16 protein-coding genes are annotated in these 14,388 nt (G+C 70.0%); 8 read left to right on the forward strand and 8 right to left on the reverse strand.

Going from position 1 to position 14,388, the window contains the following annotated elements; all coding sequences use genetic code 11:
- Positions 1–56 precede the first annotated feature (56 nt).
- Positions 57–485 carry a DUF3788 family protein gene (locus ACYVC6_RS08150; protein ID WP_460712774.1) on the reverse strand — a complete coding sequence of 143 codons (429 nt, stop codon included), beginning with the start codon at positions 483–485 and terminating at the stop codon, positions 57–59.
- Between the two features lie 82 nt (positions 486–567).
- Here ACYVC6_RS08150 and ACYVC6_RS08155 point away from each other — a divergent pair, with 82 nt between their 5' ends.
- The 3 genes from ACYVC6_RS08155 to ACYVC6_RS08165 all read left to right on the forward strand — a co-directional run bounded on the left by ACYVC6_RS08155 (position 568) and on the right by ACYVC6_RS08165 (position 1,929).
- Positions 568–909, forward strand: coding sequence for a metallopeptidase family protein (locus ACYVC6_RS08155; RefSeq protein WP_460712776.1), 342 nt, complete (start codon positions 568–570; stop codon positions 907–909).
- Between the two features lie 114 nt (positions 910–1,023).
- Positions 1,024–1,377, forward strand: coding sequence for a cupin domain-containing protein (locus ACYVC6_RS08160; RefSeq protein WP_460712778.1), 354 nt, complete (start codon positions 1,024–1,026; stop codon positions 1,375–1,377).
- A 66-nt stretch (positions 1,378–1,443) separates the two neighbouring features.
- Positions 1,444–1,929: a SixA phosphatase family protein gene (locus ACYVC6_RS08165; protein WP_460712780.1), complete on the forward strand. Its 486-nt coding sequence runs from the start codon at positions 1,444–1,446 to the stop codon at positions 1,927–1,929.
- Positions 1,930–1,992: 63 nt separating this feature from the next.
- On the opposite strand, the gene ACYVC6_RS08170 is transcribed toward ACYVC6_RS08165, so the two are convergent.
- Together ACYVC6_RS08170 and ACYVC6_RS08175 are read right to left on the reverse strand one after the other, a co-directional pair.
- Entirely contained in the window at positions 1,993–2,919 is a 927-nt protein-coding gene (locus ACYVC6_RS08170) for a DUF6206 family protein (protein WP_460712782.1), read from the reverse strand.
- Positions 2,912–4,174 (reverse strand): class-III pyridoxal-phosphate-dependent aminotransferase, encoded by a 1,263-nt coding sequence (locus ACYVC6_RS08175; RefSeq protein WP_460712784.1) that lies wholly within the window; start codon positions 4,172–4,174, stop codon positions 2,912–2,914. Before ACYVC6_RS08175 ends, ACYVC6_RS08170 begins: the two co-directional genes overlap by 8 nt.
- 205 nt (positions 4,175–4,379) lie before the next feature.
- Between ACYVC6_RS08175 and ACYVC6_RS08180 the strand changes: the two genes are divergently transcribed.
- Positions 4,380–4,889, forward strand: a complete 510-nt coding sequence (locus tag ACYVC6_RS08180) for a hypothetical protein (RefSeq protein ID WP_460712786.1) — start codon at positions 4,380–4,382, stop codon at positions 4,887–4,889.
- Between the two features lie 108 nt (positions 4,890–4,997).
- On the forward strand, positions 4,998–5,450 hold the full coding sequence (locus ACYVC6_RS08185; protein ID WP_460712788.1) for a hypothetical protein: 453 nt from the start codon (positions 4,998–5,000) through the stop codon (positions 5,448–5,450).
- 14 nt (positions 5,451–5,464) lie between these two features.
- Here the strand turns inward: ACYVC6_RS08185 and ACYVC6_RS08190 are convergent, their stop codons facing one another.
- Positions 5,465–6,541, reverse strand: a complete 1,077-nt coding sequence (locus tag ACYVC6_RS08190) for an NAD/NADP octopine/nopaline dehydrogenase family protein (protein ID WP_460712790.1) — start codon at positions 6,539–6,541, stop codon at positions 5,465–5,467.
- Positions 6,542–6,576: 35 nt separating this feature from the next.
- On the opposite strand from ACYVC6_RS08190, the gene ACYVC6_RS08195 reads away from it, so the two are divergent.
- Both ACYVC6_RS08195 and ACYVC6_RS08200 read left to right on the forward strand, forming a co-directional pair.
- Positions 6,577–8,001: a serine hydrolase domain-containing protein gene (locus ACYVC6_RS08195; protein WP_460712792.1), complete on the forward strand. Its 1,425-nt coding sequence runs from the start codon at positions 6,577–6,579 to the stop codon at positions 7,999–8,001.
- 27 nt (positions 8,002–8,028) lie between these two features.
- A complete protein-coding gene (locus ACYVC6_RS08200) occupies positions 8,029–8,427 on the forward strand; it encodes a nuclear transport factor 2 family protein (RefSeq protein WP_460712794.1) in 399 nt (132 codons plus the stop codon).
- A 15-nt stretch (positions 8,428–8,442) separates the two neighbouring features.
- On the opposite strand, the gene ACYVC6_RS08205 is transcribed toward ACYVC6_RS08200, so the two are convergent.
- Together ACYVC6_RS08205 and ACYVC6_RS08210 are read right to left on the reverse strand one after the other, a co-directional pair.
- On the reverse strand, positions 8,443–9,207 hold the full coding sequence (locus ACYVC6_RS08205) for an ABC transporter permease (RefSeq protein ID WP_460712796.1): 765 nt from the start codon (positions 9,205–9,207) through the stop codon (positions 8,443–8,445).
- Between the two features lie 4 nt (positions 9,208–9,211).
- Entirely contained in the window at positions 9,212–10,117 is a 906-nt protein-coding gene (locus ACYVC6_RS08210; protein ID WP_460712798.1) for an ABC transporter ATP-binding protein, read from the reverse strand.
- A 108-nt stretch (positions 10,118–10,225) separates the two neighbouring features.
- On the opposite strand from ACYVC6_RS08210, the gene ACYVC6_RS08215 reads away from it, so the two are divergent.
- A complete protein-coding gene (locus ACYVC6_RS08215; RefSeq protein ID WP_460712800.1) occupies positions 10,226–11,617 on the forward strand; it encodes a malic enzyme-like NAD(P)-binding protein in 1,392 nt (463 codons plus the stop codon).
- Here the strand turns inward: ACYVC6_RS08215 and ACYVC6_RS08220 are convergent.
- Complete coding sequence (locus tag ACYVC6_RS08220; RefSeq protein ID WP_460712802.1) at positions 11,614–12,747, reverse strand: glycosyltransferase 87 family protein; 1,134 nt, start codon at positions 12,745–12,747, stop codon at positions 11,614–11,616. The two genes, ACYVC6_RS08215 and ACYVC6_RS08220, sit on opposite strands and share 4 nt — an antisense overlap.
- 7 nt (positions 12,748–12,754) lie before the next feature.
- Positions 12,755–14,386: an AMP-binding protein gene (locus ACYVC6_RS08225; protein ID WP_460712804.1), complete on the reverse strand. Its 1,632-nt coding sequence runs from the start codon at positions 14,384–14,386 to the stop codon at positions 12,755–12,757.
- Positions 14,387–14,388 lie beyond the last annotated feature (2 nt).

The raw sequence follows: 14,388 nt of genomic DNA on the forward strand, positions 1-14,388 counted from the left end.
CCCCACCCGGCGTCGACCTCTACCCCGGCTGAGCGATCGCCGCGGGGGCACCTGGCCTACTTGGCTGCGAGCTTGTAGCGCATCACCTCGAGGACCGCGTCCACGTCCGGCAGCGCCCGAACTTCGATGACGAACGGCAACATCCGCCCTGTCATCTCGGCCTCAGCGGCTTGCCTGCGGAGGTCGTCCGCAATCGAGAGCGAAGCCAGGCCCTCGCGGTGCCTGGCAGCGAAGTAGAACGTCACAGTGGCGTAGTCCTTCCACACCGCGAGCCAGGCGACGTTCTTCGTGCCCCGGAGCGCCTTGCGAAGCCACCCACCATCGCGGAAGTAGTGCCACGAGAGGGTCAGGCCGAATGGTGGGCCGGCAAGAGCGGTCTCGAGGACCTGCCATGGCTCGATCGCCCCGCCGAGCGCGGAGCTGATCTGCCTCTCGTCGGGCGCGACCTCGGGATCGGTCAGGACCGGCACGCGGTGCTCTCGCACGGTCCGACCGTAGACGGGACGGCTGCCGCACCGCACGATCGGGCTCGTTCTGCTGCAACCATGACTGACGGACAATCGCGACGTGGTCGAGGTGGATCCGGAGCGATTCGAGGCGATGGTGAGCGAGGCTCTCGACGGGTTGCCGGACGAGCTAGGGGAGCTGATGACCAACGTGGCCGTCACCGTGGAGCACGATGAGGGACCGCCGGGTCTGCTGGGGCTCTACCGCGGCATTCCCCTGTCGCGCCGTACGACGGCCTACGCCGGTGTGCTGCCCGACCGGATCACGATCTACCGGCGCGCCATCTGCGCGCGCTGTCGCACTGAACGAGAGGTCGTGGAGCAGGTGCGCCGCACAGTGGTCCACGAGGTCGGCCATCACTTCGGGATCGGCGACGCACGGCTGCGTGAGCTCGGGTGGTGACCCGCATTCGTAGGCCGGATGTCTTGCCACGTGTACCTCCCAGGAGGACTGTGGTTTCAGGCCCGAGGCCAACAAGGGGGAGGCCTGAGGTGGGGCCAGGCTCGAGGAGGACACATGACCGCGAAGCAGAGCATCGAGAGCCCGCACGAAGTACGCCCGTTCGAGGACCACGGCCACGTGGACGTGGTCACCCTCGGTGAGTTCACCCTGGGCCGAGGCGTCTTCGAGCCAGGCTGGCGCTGGTCCAACGACGTCAAGCCCATCGCCGGCACCGACTCGTGCCAGACCCACCACACCGGGATCTGCACGTCCGGTCGGATGACCGTCAGGATGGACGACGGCGAGGAGATCGACATCGGCCCGGGCGACGTCGTCGACCTCGACCCGGGACACGACGCGTGGGTCGTCGGCGACGAGCCCTGCGTCATGCTGGACACCGGCGTCGCGGCGTACGCCAAGCCGAGCTGACGACTCCCAGTCCGACGAAAGCGCCCCTCGCTGTGAGGGCGCTGTTGCGTGCCGTCGGGGACCCGGATGACTGAGCGCACGCTGATCCTGCTCCGGCATGCGAAGTCGGACTGGTCCGGCGGCGAGGCCGACATCGCCCGGCCGCTGGCCAAGCGCGGCCGTCGTCAGGCACCTGACGCGGGGAGATGGCTGGCGGCGAACATCGACAGGGTCGACCTCGCTGTCGTCTCACCCGCCAACCGCGCTCGGAGCACCTGGGACCTCGTCTCGGGAGTCCTCGACATGTCTCCGCGGACGCGGATCGACGATCGGGTGAACGCCGCGTCAGACGATGAGCTCCTCGCCGTCGTGCGGGAGCTTCCTGACGACCTCGAGACAGTGGTCCTGGTCGGTCACAACCCCGGGCTCGAGGACCTGATCTTGTTGCTCACGGGTGACTGGGCACCGATGCCCACCTCGGCCCTCGCGGTGATCACGGTGTCGGGCTCGTGGGCGACCGCAGGCAGTGGCCCGGCGGCGCTGCGGGCGTCGGGCAGGCCACCTGCCATGTGAAAGGTCCCCCGCGCGGTCATCGAGAACGTCGTGGCTCGCGATGCGCCGGCCTCTCAGCCGGTGTCACCGCTGGATCCTGCCCGGAAGGACGAAGTCGTAGCCCCGGCCGGTGCGGAGACGCACCGCGCGTTCGACCCGACGAGCCTGCAGCCAGAACCCGAGCAGCCGGGCGTCGGAGCGGTAGTAGCGGTCCACCTCCCGCCGTGTGATCGGGGATGCCCCGAGTGGTTCCAGCCGCTGGTTGACCACCCCGAGCGCGGCATCGATCCGATCAGGCCGACCTTCCTTGTGGTAGTTCGCCACCAGGTCGACGGCCGCCGTGCGAGGCACGAAGTAGTCCTCGAAGTAGGCATGCACGGTTCCGAGTCGACGGAAGATCGGGCGCAGCGGCGCGGGTGCGGTCGACAGGATGATCTCGGCGTCCATGGCCTGACGTCCGTTCCGCCGGAGGAACGGCGTGCCCACGTCGAGCAGCACAGGCACGTCGTCGGCCGACGGCTGGTACCAGTTGGAGAGCTGGGCGTCGACCGCGACGTCCTCGACGGCGTTCTCACGGACGGTGAGGACCGCGTCCATGACCCGGTGCAGCAGCTGCTCGTGCGTGGCGTCGTCGGCCGTGCAGACGATGCGGTGGCCGAGCCGGTCCTGGGCGACCTCCGGTTGGACGAGGTAGGTCACGGGACCTCGCCCTCGTCTGGGTACGACGAGCACCCGGGTCTCGAGGACCGGTACGCCGGCGCTGCGCACCGCTGCGATGTAGTCGGTCACGAGCTCCCGGTAGGTCTCGGCGGCCGACACGTCCGCGAAACCGGCCATCCGTTTCAGCGCCAGCCCGGGGATGTCGGCCAGGACCAGGACTGCGCTGACCTCGCCGTATCCGAGGATCCTCAGGCCGGGCGTGGACTCGGCGCGGGCCGGGATCAGGGTCTCCTCCAGGGCGACCAGGCGACGGACCAGCGACGCCGTGTCCGCGTCCGCCTGCTCATCCATCGGCGACGGCACCCGCCAGCTGCGCGCAGGCCGTGTCCAGGGCGGCAAGCGCCGTCCGCGCGTCGTCGTCGCTCAGCAGCAGCCCCGGCTTGAACTGCAGGCACGACGGGTCGAACCCGGCGTAGATCGCCCAGACTCCCGCCGACATCAGCGCCCCGGTCATCAGCATCCCGCCCTGCGGATGGGCGAACTGCAAGCCGATCACCAGCCCCGTCTGGCGCACCTCGAGCAGCCACTCGGGATGGCGGCCGCGCAGCTCGCCCAGGCCTGCGGAGAACGTCGAGATCAGCGACTCGACGTGCCCCGTCGTCGCCGGGTCGGTGGTGATGTCCAGGACGCGCCGCGCCACCGGGCAGCCGAGCTCGGCGCCGCCGAACGTCGACACGTGGCCCCAGCCGTCCTCCTCCAGCCAGCCGCCGAGCCACTCGTCCAGCAAGGTGGCGCTGATCGGGAACAACCCGCCGGACAGGCCCTTGGCGGTGACCACCGCGTTGGGCTGGACCTGATAGCGCTCGAAGGCCCACAGCGGCCCGGTCCGGCCCAGCCCGGTCTGCACTTCGTCCAGGACGAGTGCCGTGCCGTGGCGGCGGCAGATCGCCTCGACGTGGTTCAGGTAGTCCGGCGTCGGTGCCACGAAGCCGACGGTGGCCGGCACGGTCTCCAGGATGAGCGCGGCCACGTCGCCCGCGGCACATGCGGCCTCGACGGCAGCCGCGTCGTTGAAGGGCACGTGCACGAACTCGCCCGGAGCGCCGGTGGAGCCGAACGCTGCAGCTGCCCGCTCGTCGCCCGCGGCGAGGGCCAGCCCGGTGTGCCCGTGGTAGCCCCCGGTCGCGGACACCACGCGGGTTCGGCCCGTCGCCCTGCGCGCGCTCTTGAGGGCCAGGTCGACCGCCTCACCCCCGCCGCTCCCGAACACCGCGTAGCGCATGCCGGGTGTGAGGGCGACCAGCTGCTCGGCCAGCAACGACCGCTCCACGCTCGGGAAGTGGTGGTTGCCGATGTCCAGCCGGTCCAGAGCCGCACGCAGCTCCTCGACAAGGGCGGGATGCCGATGGCCGAGATTGAACGTGCCGCCGTTGAGGTGGAGATCGAGGAGCTCCCGGCCGTCCAGGTCCCAGATCCGGTAGCCCTCGCGCTTCCCGATCACCAGGTCCGCGTGCAAACCGGTCAGCATCCGGACCCGATCCGGGCAGACGTACTTCTCCGCGAGCTGGAGGACCTCCTGGCGGGTCGGGCGCGTTCGATCGTCCATCGCTGGTCCTCTCTCGAGACCCGCAGGCCGAGGGTCGGCCCGCCACCCAGGACTGATGGTCACCATTAGGGACCAGGAACCCGAGGTGGCGGCAGGGTCCATGGACCTAAAAGGGCGCAGGATCACTCCACTTGGGGACCTTCGCTCCTACTGATCGTCGATCCAGACGAGCACAGTCGGGTTGAACCTGGGGGAGGAGTGGGTCATGGAAAGGATCATGTGGCTCGTGCTGGGAGGCGTGGCCTTCGTTGCCGCGCTGCGGGCAGGGCGCAGCCGACGTGCCATGCAGGTGGGCCGTTGGGCCGTGGGTGTCCTCTTCATCGTGTTCGGAGCGGCCGTCAACGCGGCCTACCTTGCCGCGGACTCGGACTACTACGACGACTTCGCGAAGCCATCCCCGTTCGCGTTCGTCAGGGACACCTGGGAGTCGCTCGTGCTACCCCACCAGGGTCTGTTCATCTCCCTGTTGATCATCGCCGAGGCAGTCGCGGGTGTGCTCGTCCTCAGCGGAGGGCGGTGGACCCAGATGGGCCTCATCGCCCTCATCGGCTTCCACGTCGGGCAGCTGGCGTTCGGTGGAGTGCTGTGGGTCTGGGCTCCCCTGATGCTGGTCACCCTCGGGCTGCTGCTTCGAGCCGAGCGGCACCCGGTCCCGGACCAGGAAGCGCGCCGCTCCACAGCGACGGAGATCGCACGGCTGAGCGGGACTCGCTAGCAGCGAGGTGCTCAATTCGGGGAACGGATGCCTTGTCACGCATCCCGCCGGGGAGGACGCTGGGGTCAGGCCCGAGCTCGGACAAAGCCAACCATCAGGGGCGTTCACATGGCCCGCTACCTCATCGTGGCCAACCAGACGATCGGCGGCGAACAGCTGACCGCCAAGCTGGACGACCTTGCCAGCGCCGGCTCCTGTGTCTTCCGATTCGTCGTGCCGGTCACTGACAGCGAAGGCACTCACCAGTGGGACTACCCTCCGATCGATCGCTACGTCCCCGACGCGCACCGGATCGCCCGAGTGCTGGCCGAGGGTCGCCTGGAGCATGAGCTCGCGCGGCTGCGGCGGTCCGGAGTGGAGGCCAACGGCGAGGTCGTCGACGCCCAGGCAGTCGGCCGAGTCCAGGAGCTGCTCCACGAGGAGCACTTCGACGGCGTCGTCGTGTCGACGCTGCCGCGGCGACTGTCCCGGTGGTTGATCCGGGACCTGCCGCACCGCATCGCCGGCGTCTCTGACGTCCCCGTGACCCACGTCGAAGGCAATGCCGGTCCGTCGCTGTGACGAGGCGCTCCCCATCAGAGGGCGGCGAGCTCACCTGCACTCATGCCGTCGAGGCCCAGGCTCGCCAGGGTGCGCGCCCCCTCGGCGCGGAAGTCCCGGCCCAGCACGACCGACGCCATCGTGATCAGCGCCTCCATCGTCGGCGTCTCGACGCCGAGGCGGCCGGCCAGGTCGCTCAGGAACACCAGGGAGTAGCCGACGTCCTCGGTCAGGTAGCGGTTGTCGAGGTGGCTCTGAGCGCCGATCCCCAGGAAGCCGGGGGCGGTGGAGTAGCCGGTCGAGTAGTTGGCCTCACGCATGTATCCCTGCACCACCCCGAGCTCGGGTTCCGACAGCACCCGCACCCCGAGCGCGTCGGCGATGGCCAACCGCTCGCGGTCGACCGCCTCGATCGCCCTGCCGACGGCCTCGGTGACCCCCTCCTCATAGAACAGGAACTCGCCGCCGTTCCGCTCGATGACCCCGGTGTTGAGGAGGGTCACGGCGGGGTGGATGACCGGGTTGCCGTTCTGCAGCGTGGTCTGGAAGACGCTGTCGGCGGCCTCCGTCCCGGGATAGACATCCTGGATCAGCGAAAGCAGTCGCTCGGTGCCCGAACGAGGGATGCCCGCGACGAACACACCGCCGTCCAGCTTGTGGAAGACGTTGATCCGGCCCGGCGCGACGATGCGAACGGCGTACGGCAGGGTGCTGGTCTCGCCCACGGTGATCGACTCGTCGTCAAGGGTCAGGCCCACGGTGCGCTTGAACGTGATCGCACCAGCACACGAGGCCGGGCAGATCAGCACCGCCTGCCCGGGAGTCAGGTGCGGCGTGACCAAGGCGGCCTGGTGCTCGGTGCTGTAGGCCGGGCCGACGAGCACGACCAGGTCGGCCCCGTTGAGAGCCTCGTCGCCGTCGTGACCGGCGTAGACGATCTCGGCGAAGCCCTCGATCTGACCGGCCGCGTGGATCCCACCGGCCGCCGCGACCTCGGCCACGTGGTCGGGGAAGTGAGGACTGTCGAAGAGTCGCACGGTGTGACCGTGGTGCGCGAAGTCGAACGCGGTCGCGAGACCCCCGTTGCCGGAGCCGACGACGGTGACCTTCATGTTCGACACCGTAGCCCGCGTCTACGCTGGCGCAGGTGAGCCATCTCCCGAGGAGTACGCCGGGGGCGCAGGGCGTCGACCCGGCCGCCGTCCTGGCGTTCGTCGACGCGGTGGACGCGGACCCGGCCGTCGAGCTGCACGGCCTGCTGGTCCTGCGGCACGGTCAGGTCGTCGCCGAGGGCTGGTGGGCCCCGCACACGCCGGAGCGGACCCGGTTGCTCTACTCCATCAGCAAGAGCTTCACCTCGACCGCGTTGGCGTTCGCCATCGACGAGGGTCTGCTCGACCTCGACGACACCGTGGTCTCGCACTTCCCCGAGTTCGCCGACGAGATCACCGACCCACGCAACCGGTCGCTCACGCTGCGCCACCTTGCCTCGATGGCCAGCGGCCACGACCGCGACATGTGGCCGGAGGCCCTGGCGGGCGACCCCGACGAGCCGGTGCGCGGGTTCCTGATGGTGCCGCCCGACGAGCCCCCAGGCAGCCTCTTCGCCTACAGCCAGCCGTGTACCTACACGCTGGCGGCGGTGATCCAGCGCCAGGCCGGCATGCGGCTCAGCGAGTATCTCCGTCCACGCCTGTTCGACCCGCTCGGGATCGGCGAGGTCGGGTGGCTGTGCACCCCGCCGGGCCGGGAGCAGGGCTTCAGCGGGCTTTTCGCCCGCACCGAGGACGTCGCGAAGCTCGGCCAGCTCTACCTGCAGCGGGGCCGCTGGGGTGAACAGCAGCTGATCCCGGAGGCGTACGTCGCGGCGGCGACGTCCCGCCAGGTGGCCACCCGGATGGAGAACGTCGACTGGAGCCAGGGCTACGGCTACCAGTTCTGGATGGCCCGCCACGGCTATCGCGGCGACGGCGCCTTCGGCCAGTTCTGCATCGTCCTGCCCGAGCAGGATGCCGTGGTCGCGATCACCGGCGGCACCGAGGCGATGCAGACGGTGCTGGACCACGTGTGGGAGCACCTGCTCCCGGGCCTCGACGCCGCGGAGCCGGACGAGGACGCGCAGCCCAAGCTCGAGGAGCGCTTGCGTGGGCTCGGCCTGCCGACCCCGGATGCCGAGCCGGGTCCGGCGCAGTGGGACGACTGGCTCGCGGCGCCGTTCACGGTGACCCCGACCGGCGGAGGGATGGGCGCTGCGCTGACCGCGGTCGCCCTGGGGCGCGCCGCCGGCCGCCTCGAGGTCACGATCAGCGAGCCGGACAACACGCTGACCTTCGCAGTGGGCACCGGCGAGTGGCTGGTCTCCACGCCGCTCGACGTCCACGGCGACGGCGTGCCGGTCGCGGCCGCCGGTGGCTGGCTGGACGACCAGACCCTCCGGGTCGAGGTGATCTTCCTGGAGTCACCGCACCGGATGGACCTCGTCTGCTCGCTGCCCGCGCGGACCGCGGCGGCGACCTGGCGCGCCACGCCCTTGGACGGCGGCTGGCTGCGCAACCTGCACCGCCCGCGCTGAGGTGGACCCGGGTGCGATCATGCCGTCATGAGCGAGCGTGATGAGTTCATCGCCTGGGTGCAGTCGGCACTCAGGGACGCGGAGATCGCAATCCACAACGGTGACGCCGGGCCACGCCGGGTCATCTGGTCACGCAATGAACCGGTCAGCATCCTGGGCGCTGCCAAGAACGTCACCGGCCAGCAGGAGCTCGACGAGCTCTTCGCCCGGCTCGCGGAGCGCTTCTCGGACTGCACGTCCTACGAGTTCGAGATCGTCGACGCGGAGGTGTCCGGAGACACCGCCTACACGGTCGGCTTCGAGCACATCGCCGCGACCGTCGACGGTGTCCCGCGCACCTACACCCTGCGCGCGACCCAGATCTACCGGCGTGAGGACGGCACCTGGAAGGTGGCGCACCGCCACGGGAGCGCGCCCCCGGAGTAGTCGCCGACGTGGCTCTCAGTCCCAGCGGAAGAGCCACAGTGCGGGAACCCCGGCCGCCACAGCGAACCCGGCCAGGACCGCAAGGTCGACGCCGCTCCAACCGAACCCGTACCACGGGTCCTGCAAGGCGGTGACCAGGTGGCTGAGGGGCAACAGGTTGCCGAAGTCGCGGACTCCACCGGGTAGGACGGCACGCGGCGGTGCGGTGCCCGAGATGAGCCACATCGCGAAGAACAACAACAGCCCGATGCCCTGCGCCGAGCGGCTGGTCCGGACGACAGTGGCGAGCAGGAGTCCGATCGCCCCGAAGGCAGCCGTCCCGGTGAGGAGAGCCACGAGGACCCCCAGCACGTCCTCGGGGAACATCGCGCCGTGCGCGATCCTGGCGATGACATACATGACCACGGTGCCGGTCACGAACGTCGCGAGCGCCACTGTCAGCTGCGCGCCCACCAGGGTCGACACCGACACCGATGACGCCTGGAAGCGCCGCAGGATCCCGCGCTCGCGGTAGCCGGAGAGCGTGATGGGGAGCGTCATGAGGCCGAGCGCGGCGACGATCACGGCCACGGACGCCGCTGTGTAGTAGTCGGCCGGCGGCACACCGCGCCAGATGAGCATGCCGTTCTCGATCTCCTGGGCGTCGGCCTGGTCGTCCCCGAAGACAGCGGCGAGGAGCAGCATCATCATGAGAGGGAACGCCAGCACGAAGACCACCGCGAAGGGCTCACGCAGGAGCAACCGCAGCTCCATGCGCGTCAGGGCGAGGTAGCCACGCATCCGCTCACTCCCGAATGCTTCGTCCGGTCAACGCGAGGAACGCGTCTTCGACGGTGGGGCGGTCCACGCGGAGGTCGAGCGGCAGGATTCCGCGCGCGACGAGCTCTGACGCCACGAGGGCGAGCATCGGGCCGCTCCCGCGGAGCTCCACGGCATCCCCCCGGCGTGCCATGGTCTCGACCCCCTTCACGTTGTGCAGCCAGTCGAGGTCGGGGTCGGAGGCGGTGAACCGCACCACCGAGGCCAGCCCGAGTCCGTCGATCAGGCCCTGCGGGCTGTCGATCGCGACCACCCTCCCCTCATCGACCACTGCCACCCGGTCACAGAGGTGCTCCGCCTCGTCCATGAAGTGGGTGACCAGCACGACGGTCGTGCCGCTCTCCCGGATCTCCTCGATGAGCTCCCACGTCGCTCGCCGGGCCTGGGGGTCGAGTCCCTGGGTCAGCTCGTCGAGGAAGACCACCTCAGGTGAGTTGATGAACGCCAGCGCGATGAACAGCCGCTGTCGCTGACCGCCCGAGAGGCTGTCGAAGCTCTGGTCATGCTGGTCCTCCAACCGCCAGCGAGCGAGGAGCTCGTCGGGGCGAGCTGGGTGGTCGGCGAAGGCGGCGAACAGCTTGATCGACTCAGCCACCTTCAGTCGCCCCGGGAGTGCGGAGGCCTGCAGCTGAGCCCCGATGCGCTGCCGCAGCTTCCTCGGCTCCTCGGCCGGGTCCATCCCGAGCACCCGGATCGTGCCCATGTCTGGCTGGCGGAGCCCCTGCACGCACTCGACGGTTGTCGTCTTGCCCGCGCCGTTCGGCCCGAGGATGCCGAAGATCTCGCCCGCCTCGACCTCGAACGACACGTCGTCGACGGCCACGAGGCGGCGGTATGACTTGTGGAGGTGATCGACGGTGACGACACCCATGCCCATACTCAAGCGCGCCCACTTGGCGGAACAGAAGGGTCGAAGGGCCCGGGCCAAGGCACGAGGATTGCGCGAGACTGGTGAGCAGACACGACCCGAAAGGACGACATGGCCAATCCCAGTCCCGGCTACGCGATCACCGTCCGGATGGAGGTGCCCTCGTCCGCGCGGGCGACCGGAGACCTGGTCGCCGCCGTCACCGGGGTCGGGGGCTCGGTCACCGCGCTCGACGTGGCCGAGTCGCTCGCCGACCGGCTCGTCGTCGATGTCTCGTGCGACGCCTCGGACATGGACCACGCCGACGTGATCACCGAGGCGCTCAACAGGATCGACGGCGCGAAGGTCCGCAAGGTCAGCGACCGCACGTTCCTGCTGCACCTCGGCGGCAAGCTCGAGGTCGTGCCGAAGGTGCCGCTCAAGCACCGTGACGATCTTTCGCGTGCCTACACACCGGGGGTGGCCAGGGTGTGCCTGGCGATCGCGAAGAACCCCGAGGACGCACGCCGGCTCACCATCAAGCGCAACACGGTCGCCGTGGTGACCGACGGCTCGGCGGTGCTCGGCCTGGGCAACCTCGGCCCGGCGGCGGCGCTGCCGGTGATGGAGGGCAAGGCGGCGCTCTTCAAGCAGTTCGCCGGCGTCGACGCCTGGCCGGTCTGCCTCGACACCCAGGACACCGAGAAGATCATCGAGATCGTCAAGGCGATCGCCCCGGTCTACGGCGGCATCAACCTCGAGGACATCGCCGCGCCGCGCTGCTTCGAGATCGAGGCGCGGCTGCGCGCCGAGCTGGACATCCCGGTGTTCCACGACGACCAGCACGGCACCGCGATCGTCGTACTGGCCGCGCTCACCAACGCCCTGCGTGTGGTGGGCAAGCACCTCAGCGAGGTGCGCATCGTGGTCAGCGGGGTGGGAGCGGCCGGACACGCGGTCATCGCGCTGCTGCACGCCCAGGGTGCGCGACACATCGTGGCCTGCGGCAGGAACGGCTCGGTGCACCGCGGACAGGACAACCTCGACCCGGCCCGGCAGTGGATCGCCGACCACACCAACGGTGACGGCTTCGTCGGCTCGCTCAAGGAGGCCATCCCGGGGGCGGACGTGTTCATCGGCGTCTCGGCGCCCAACCTGCTCACCGGCGACGACATCGCCACGATGGCCGACGACGCGATCGTCTTCGCGCTCGCCAACCCCGACCCCGAGGTCGACCCGATCGCAGCCGGGCAGACCGCGGCGGTGGTCGCGACGGGGCGGTCCGACTACCCCAACCAGATCAACAACGTGCTGGCCTTCCCGGGGTTCTTCCGGGGGATGCTCGACTCCGGCACCCACGAGATCACCGAGGCGGTCATGCTCGCGGCCGCCTCCGCGATCGCGAACGCCGTGTCGCCGACCGAGCTCAACGCCAGCTACATCGTCCCCTCGGTGTTCGACCCCCGCGTCGCGCCCGCGGTCGCCGAGGCCGTGCGCGAAGCGGCGACCGCGACGTCGACCTAGGCGGTCGCCGGCTCCTGATCCGACCTCCTGGTGAGGCTGGATGCTGCCCATGCACACAGGCACAGGGCCGCGAGGAGATAGGAGTTGCCGACCAGGTGCTCGAGCGGGCCCCATCCATACTCGCGACCCCCGCCCCAGGGCGGCCACAGGATCGGGCGGGCCACGAACACCGCCGTCCACGCGGCGGCCGCCCACCGGCTCCGCTCCCACAGCACCAGCGCGACCGGCACTGCCCACACCCAGTGGTGCGACCACGAGACCGGCGAGGCGAGCAGCATGGCCAGCGCTCCCAGGCAGGATCCGAGCACCCGGTCGCCGCGCCGCCACCACCCGGCGGCGACGACCAGGACCGCGAGGGTGAGCGGCGCCGCGACCGCGAGCCACAGCGCCGCGGACGGCGAGCCGTCGAGGAGCCGGGTGAGCGCGCCATACACCGACTGGTTGTGCGTCAACGCCGGCGGGCCGACGCGGCTCGCGTCGACGAGACCGTCGGTCCAGTACGTCGCCGCCGAGCCCGGCATCGCGACGAAGCCGGCCGCGACCGTGCCGGCGAAAGCCAGCACCGCCCGGCCCGCAGCCGTGCGACGACCGACCAGCACCAGGAGCACGACGAACACGAGCGGGGTCAGCTTCACGCCCGCGGCGATGCCCACCAGCACGCCGGACCAGCGTCGTTCGGGCCGAACCAGGTCGACCAGCACCGCCAGCATCAGCAACAGGTTGACCTGTCCGAACACGACGTTCTGCCACACCGGCTCCAGCGCGAGCGCGCCGCCGGTCACGAGCGCCACCAGCCACCCTGGCGCAGGCCGGGCGAGGGCGCGGCGGACCACGACGACGACCGCCGCCAGCGCGCCCGCCGACGCCCCCGTCCAGAGCGCCCCGGCGAGCCACCCCGGCAGCAGCGCCAGCGGCACCATGGCGATCGCCGCGAACGGAGGGTAGGTGAACGGCAGCCCGGTCTCCGCCACGTCGAACTCGTAGACCGGCACGCCGTCGAGCACCGCCTGGCCGCCGTACCGGTAGACGACGAGGTCGGTGAAGTCCCCGTGGAGCGCACCCGCGACCGCGGCGGCGAGGACGAGGACGAGGACCGGGGCGGGTCCCTTCAGCAGGTGGGAGCTCCTCATCCGAAGGTCAGCCGAGGCCGAGCCGCGCCGCCGACTCCTCACGCATCGCAACCTTGCGGATCTTGCCGGTCACGGTCATCGGGAACTCCTCGACCACCATGACGTAGCGCGGGATCTTGTAGTGGCTGAGCCGGCCTGAGCAGAACTCGCGCACGGCGTCGGCGTCCAGGGGCTCGGCGCCGGTGCGCATCCGGATCCAGGCGCAGAGCTCCTCGCCGTACTTCTCGTCGGGTACGCCGATGACCTGGACGTCCTCGATGTCGGGGTGCTGGTAGAGGAACGCCTCGACCTCGCTGGGGTAGATGTTCTCGCCGCCGCGGATGACCATGTCCTTGATCCGGCCGACGATGTTGCAGTAGCCGTCCTCGCGCATCTCGGCGAGGTCGCCGGTGTGCATCCAGCCGTCGGCGTCGATGGCCTCGGCGGTCTTGTCGGGGTCGTCCCAGTAGCCGAGCATCACCGAGTAGCCGCGGGTGCAGAACTCGCCCGGCTGCCCGCGCTCGACGGTCTCGCCGGTGGCGGGGTCGACGATCTTGATCTCCAGGTGCGGGTGGACCCGGCCGATGGTCGCCGTACGCCGGTCCAGGTCGTCGTCGGCCCGGGTCTGGCAGGAGACCGGCGAGGTCTCGGTCATGCCGTAGGCGATCGCGACCTCGGACATGCCCATGTCGTCGATGCAGCGCTTCATCACGTCGACCGGGCAGATCGAGCCGGCCATGATCCCGGTGCGCAGCGACTCGAGGTCATGCGAGGCGAACGTCGGGTGGTTCTGCATGGCGATGAACATCGTCGGGACGCCGTAGACGCCGGTGCACCTCTCCTCGGCGATCGCCTTGAGCGTCAGCTCGGGATCGAAGCCGGGCGCCGGGATGACCATGGTGGCGCCGTGGGAGGTGCAGCCGAGGTTGCCCATCACCATCCCGAAGCAGTGGTAGAAGGGCACCGGGATGCAGAGCCGGTCCTGCTCGGTGAAGTTGATCAGCTCGGTCGTGAAGTAGCCGTTGTTGAGGATGTTGCGGTGGCTGAGCGTGGCTCCCTTCGGGTAGCCCGTGGTGCCCGACGTGTACTGGATGTTGATCGGGTCGTCCGGTGAGAGGTCCGACAGCGAGTAGTCGAGCGCCTCCAGCAGCGTGACACCCGGGTCGTGCACGTTGTGGTCGGTCCACTGTGCCTCCCACTGGGGGCTGCCGAGGAACCACACCTGCTCCAGCGCCGGGACGTCGTCGCGCACCTCCTCGACCATCTCCCGATAGCTGCTGCCCTTGAACTCCTCGGCCGAGATCAGCAGCTTGGTGCCGGACTGGTTGAGCGCGTAGGCGAGCTCGTGGGTGCGGTAGGCCGGGTTGACGTTGACCAGGATCGCGCCGATCTTCGCGGTGGCGAACTGCGTGATCGTCCACTCGGCGCAGTTGGGCGACCACATGCCCACCCGGTCGCCCTTGCCGATCCCCGCGCGGACCAGGCCGAGGGCGAGCGTGTCGACGTCGGCGTCGAGCTCGGCCCACGTCCACCGGCGGCCGGTGGCGCACTCGACCAGCGCCTCGCGGTCCGGCCAACGCGCCACCGTGGCCCCGAAGTTGTCGCCGATCGTCTGCTCGAGCAGGGGAGTGTCGGTCTCGCCCCTCGCGTAGGACTCCATGG

This window comes from Nocardioides dilutus (genome assembly GCF_054779555.1).

What these genes read in the sequence shown, in the direction of transcription:
- ACYVC6_RS08160 (WP_460712778.1), top strand. Translation starts at nt 1,024, where the DNA reads ATGACCGCGAAGCAGAGCATCGAGAGCCCGCACGAAGTACGCCCGTTC.
- ACYVC6_RS08165 (WP_460712780.1), top strand. Translation starts at nt 1,444, where the DNA reads ATGACTGAGCGCACGCTGATCCTGCTCCGGCATGCGAAGTCGGACTGG.
- ACYVC6_RS08170 (WP_460712782.1), bottom strand. Translation starts at nt 2,919, where the DNA reads ATGGATGAGCAGGCGGACGCGGACACGGCGTCGCTGGTCCGTCGCCTG.
- ACYVC6_RS08175 (WP_460712784.1), bottom strand. Translation starts at nt 4,174, where the DNA reads ATGGACGATCGAACGCGCCCGACCCGCCAGGAGGTCCTCCAGCTCGCG.
- ACYVC6_RS08180 (WP_460712786.1), top strand. Translation starts at nt 4,380, where the DNA reads ATGGAAAGGATCATGTGGCTCGTGCTGGGAGGCGTGGCCTTCGTTGCC.
- ACYVC6_RS08185 (WP_460712788.1), top strand. Translation starts at nt 4,998, where the DNA reads ATGGCCCGCTACCTCATCGTGGCCAACCAGACGATCGGCGGCGAACAG.
- ACYVC6_RS08190 (WP_460712790.1), bottom strand. Translation starts at nt 6,541, where the DNA reads ATGAAGGTCACCGTCGTCGGCTCCGGCAACGGGGGTCTCGCGACCGCG.
- ACYVC6_RS08200 (WP_460712794.1), top strand. Translation starts at nt 8,029, where the DNA reads ATGAGCGAGCGTGATGAGTTCATCGCCTGGGTGCAGTCGGCACTCAGG.
- ACYVC6_RS08205 (WP_460712796.1), bottom strand. Translation starts at nt 9,207, where the DNA reads ATGCGTGGCTACCTCGCCCTGACGCGCATGGAGCTGCGGTTGCTCCTG.
- ACYVC6_RS08210 (WP_460712798.1), bottom strand. Translation starts at nt 10,117, where the DNA reads ATGGGTGTCGTCACCGTCGATCACCTCCACAAGTCATACCGCCGCCTC.
- ACYVC6_RS08215 (WP_460712800.1), top strand. Translation starts at nt 10,226, where the DNA reads ATGGCCAATCCCAGTCCCGGCTACGCGATCACCGTCCGGATGGAGGTG.
- ACYVC6_RS08220 (WP_460712802.1), bottom strand. Translation starts at nt 12,747, where the DNA reads ATGAGGAGCTCCCACCTGCTGAAGGGACCCGCCCCGGTCCTCGTCCTC.
- ACYVC6_RS08225 (WP_460712804.1), bottom strand. Translation starts at nt 14,386, where the DNA reads ATGGAGTCCTACGCGAGGGGCGAGACCGACACTCCCCTGCTCGAGCAG.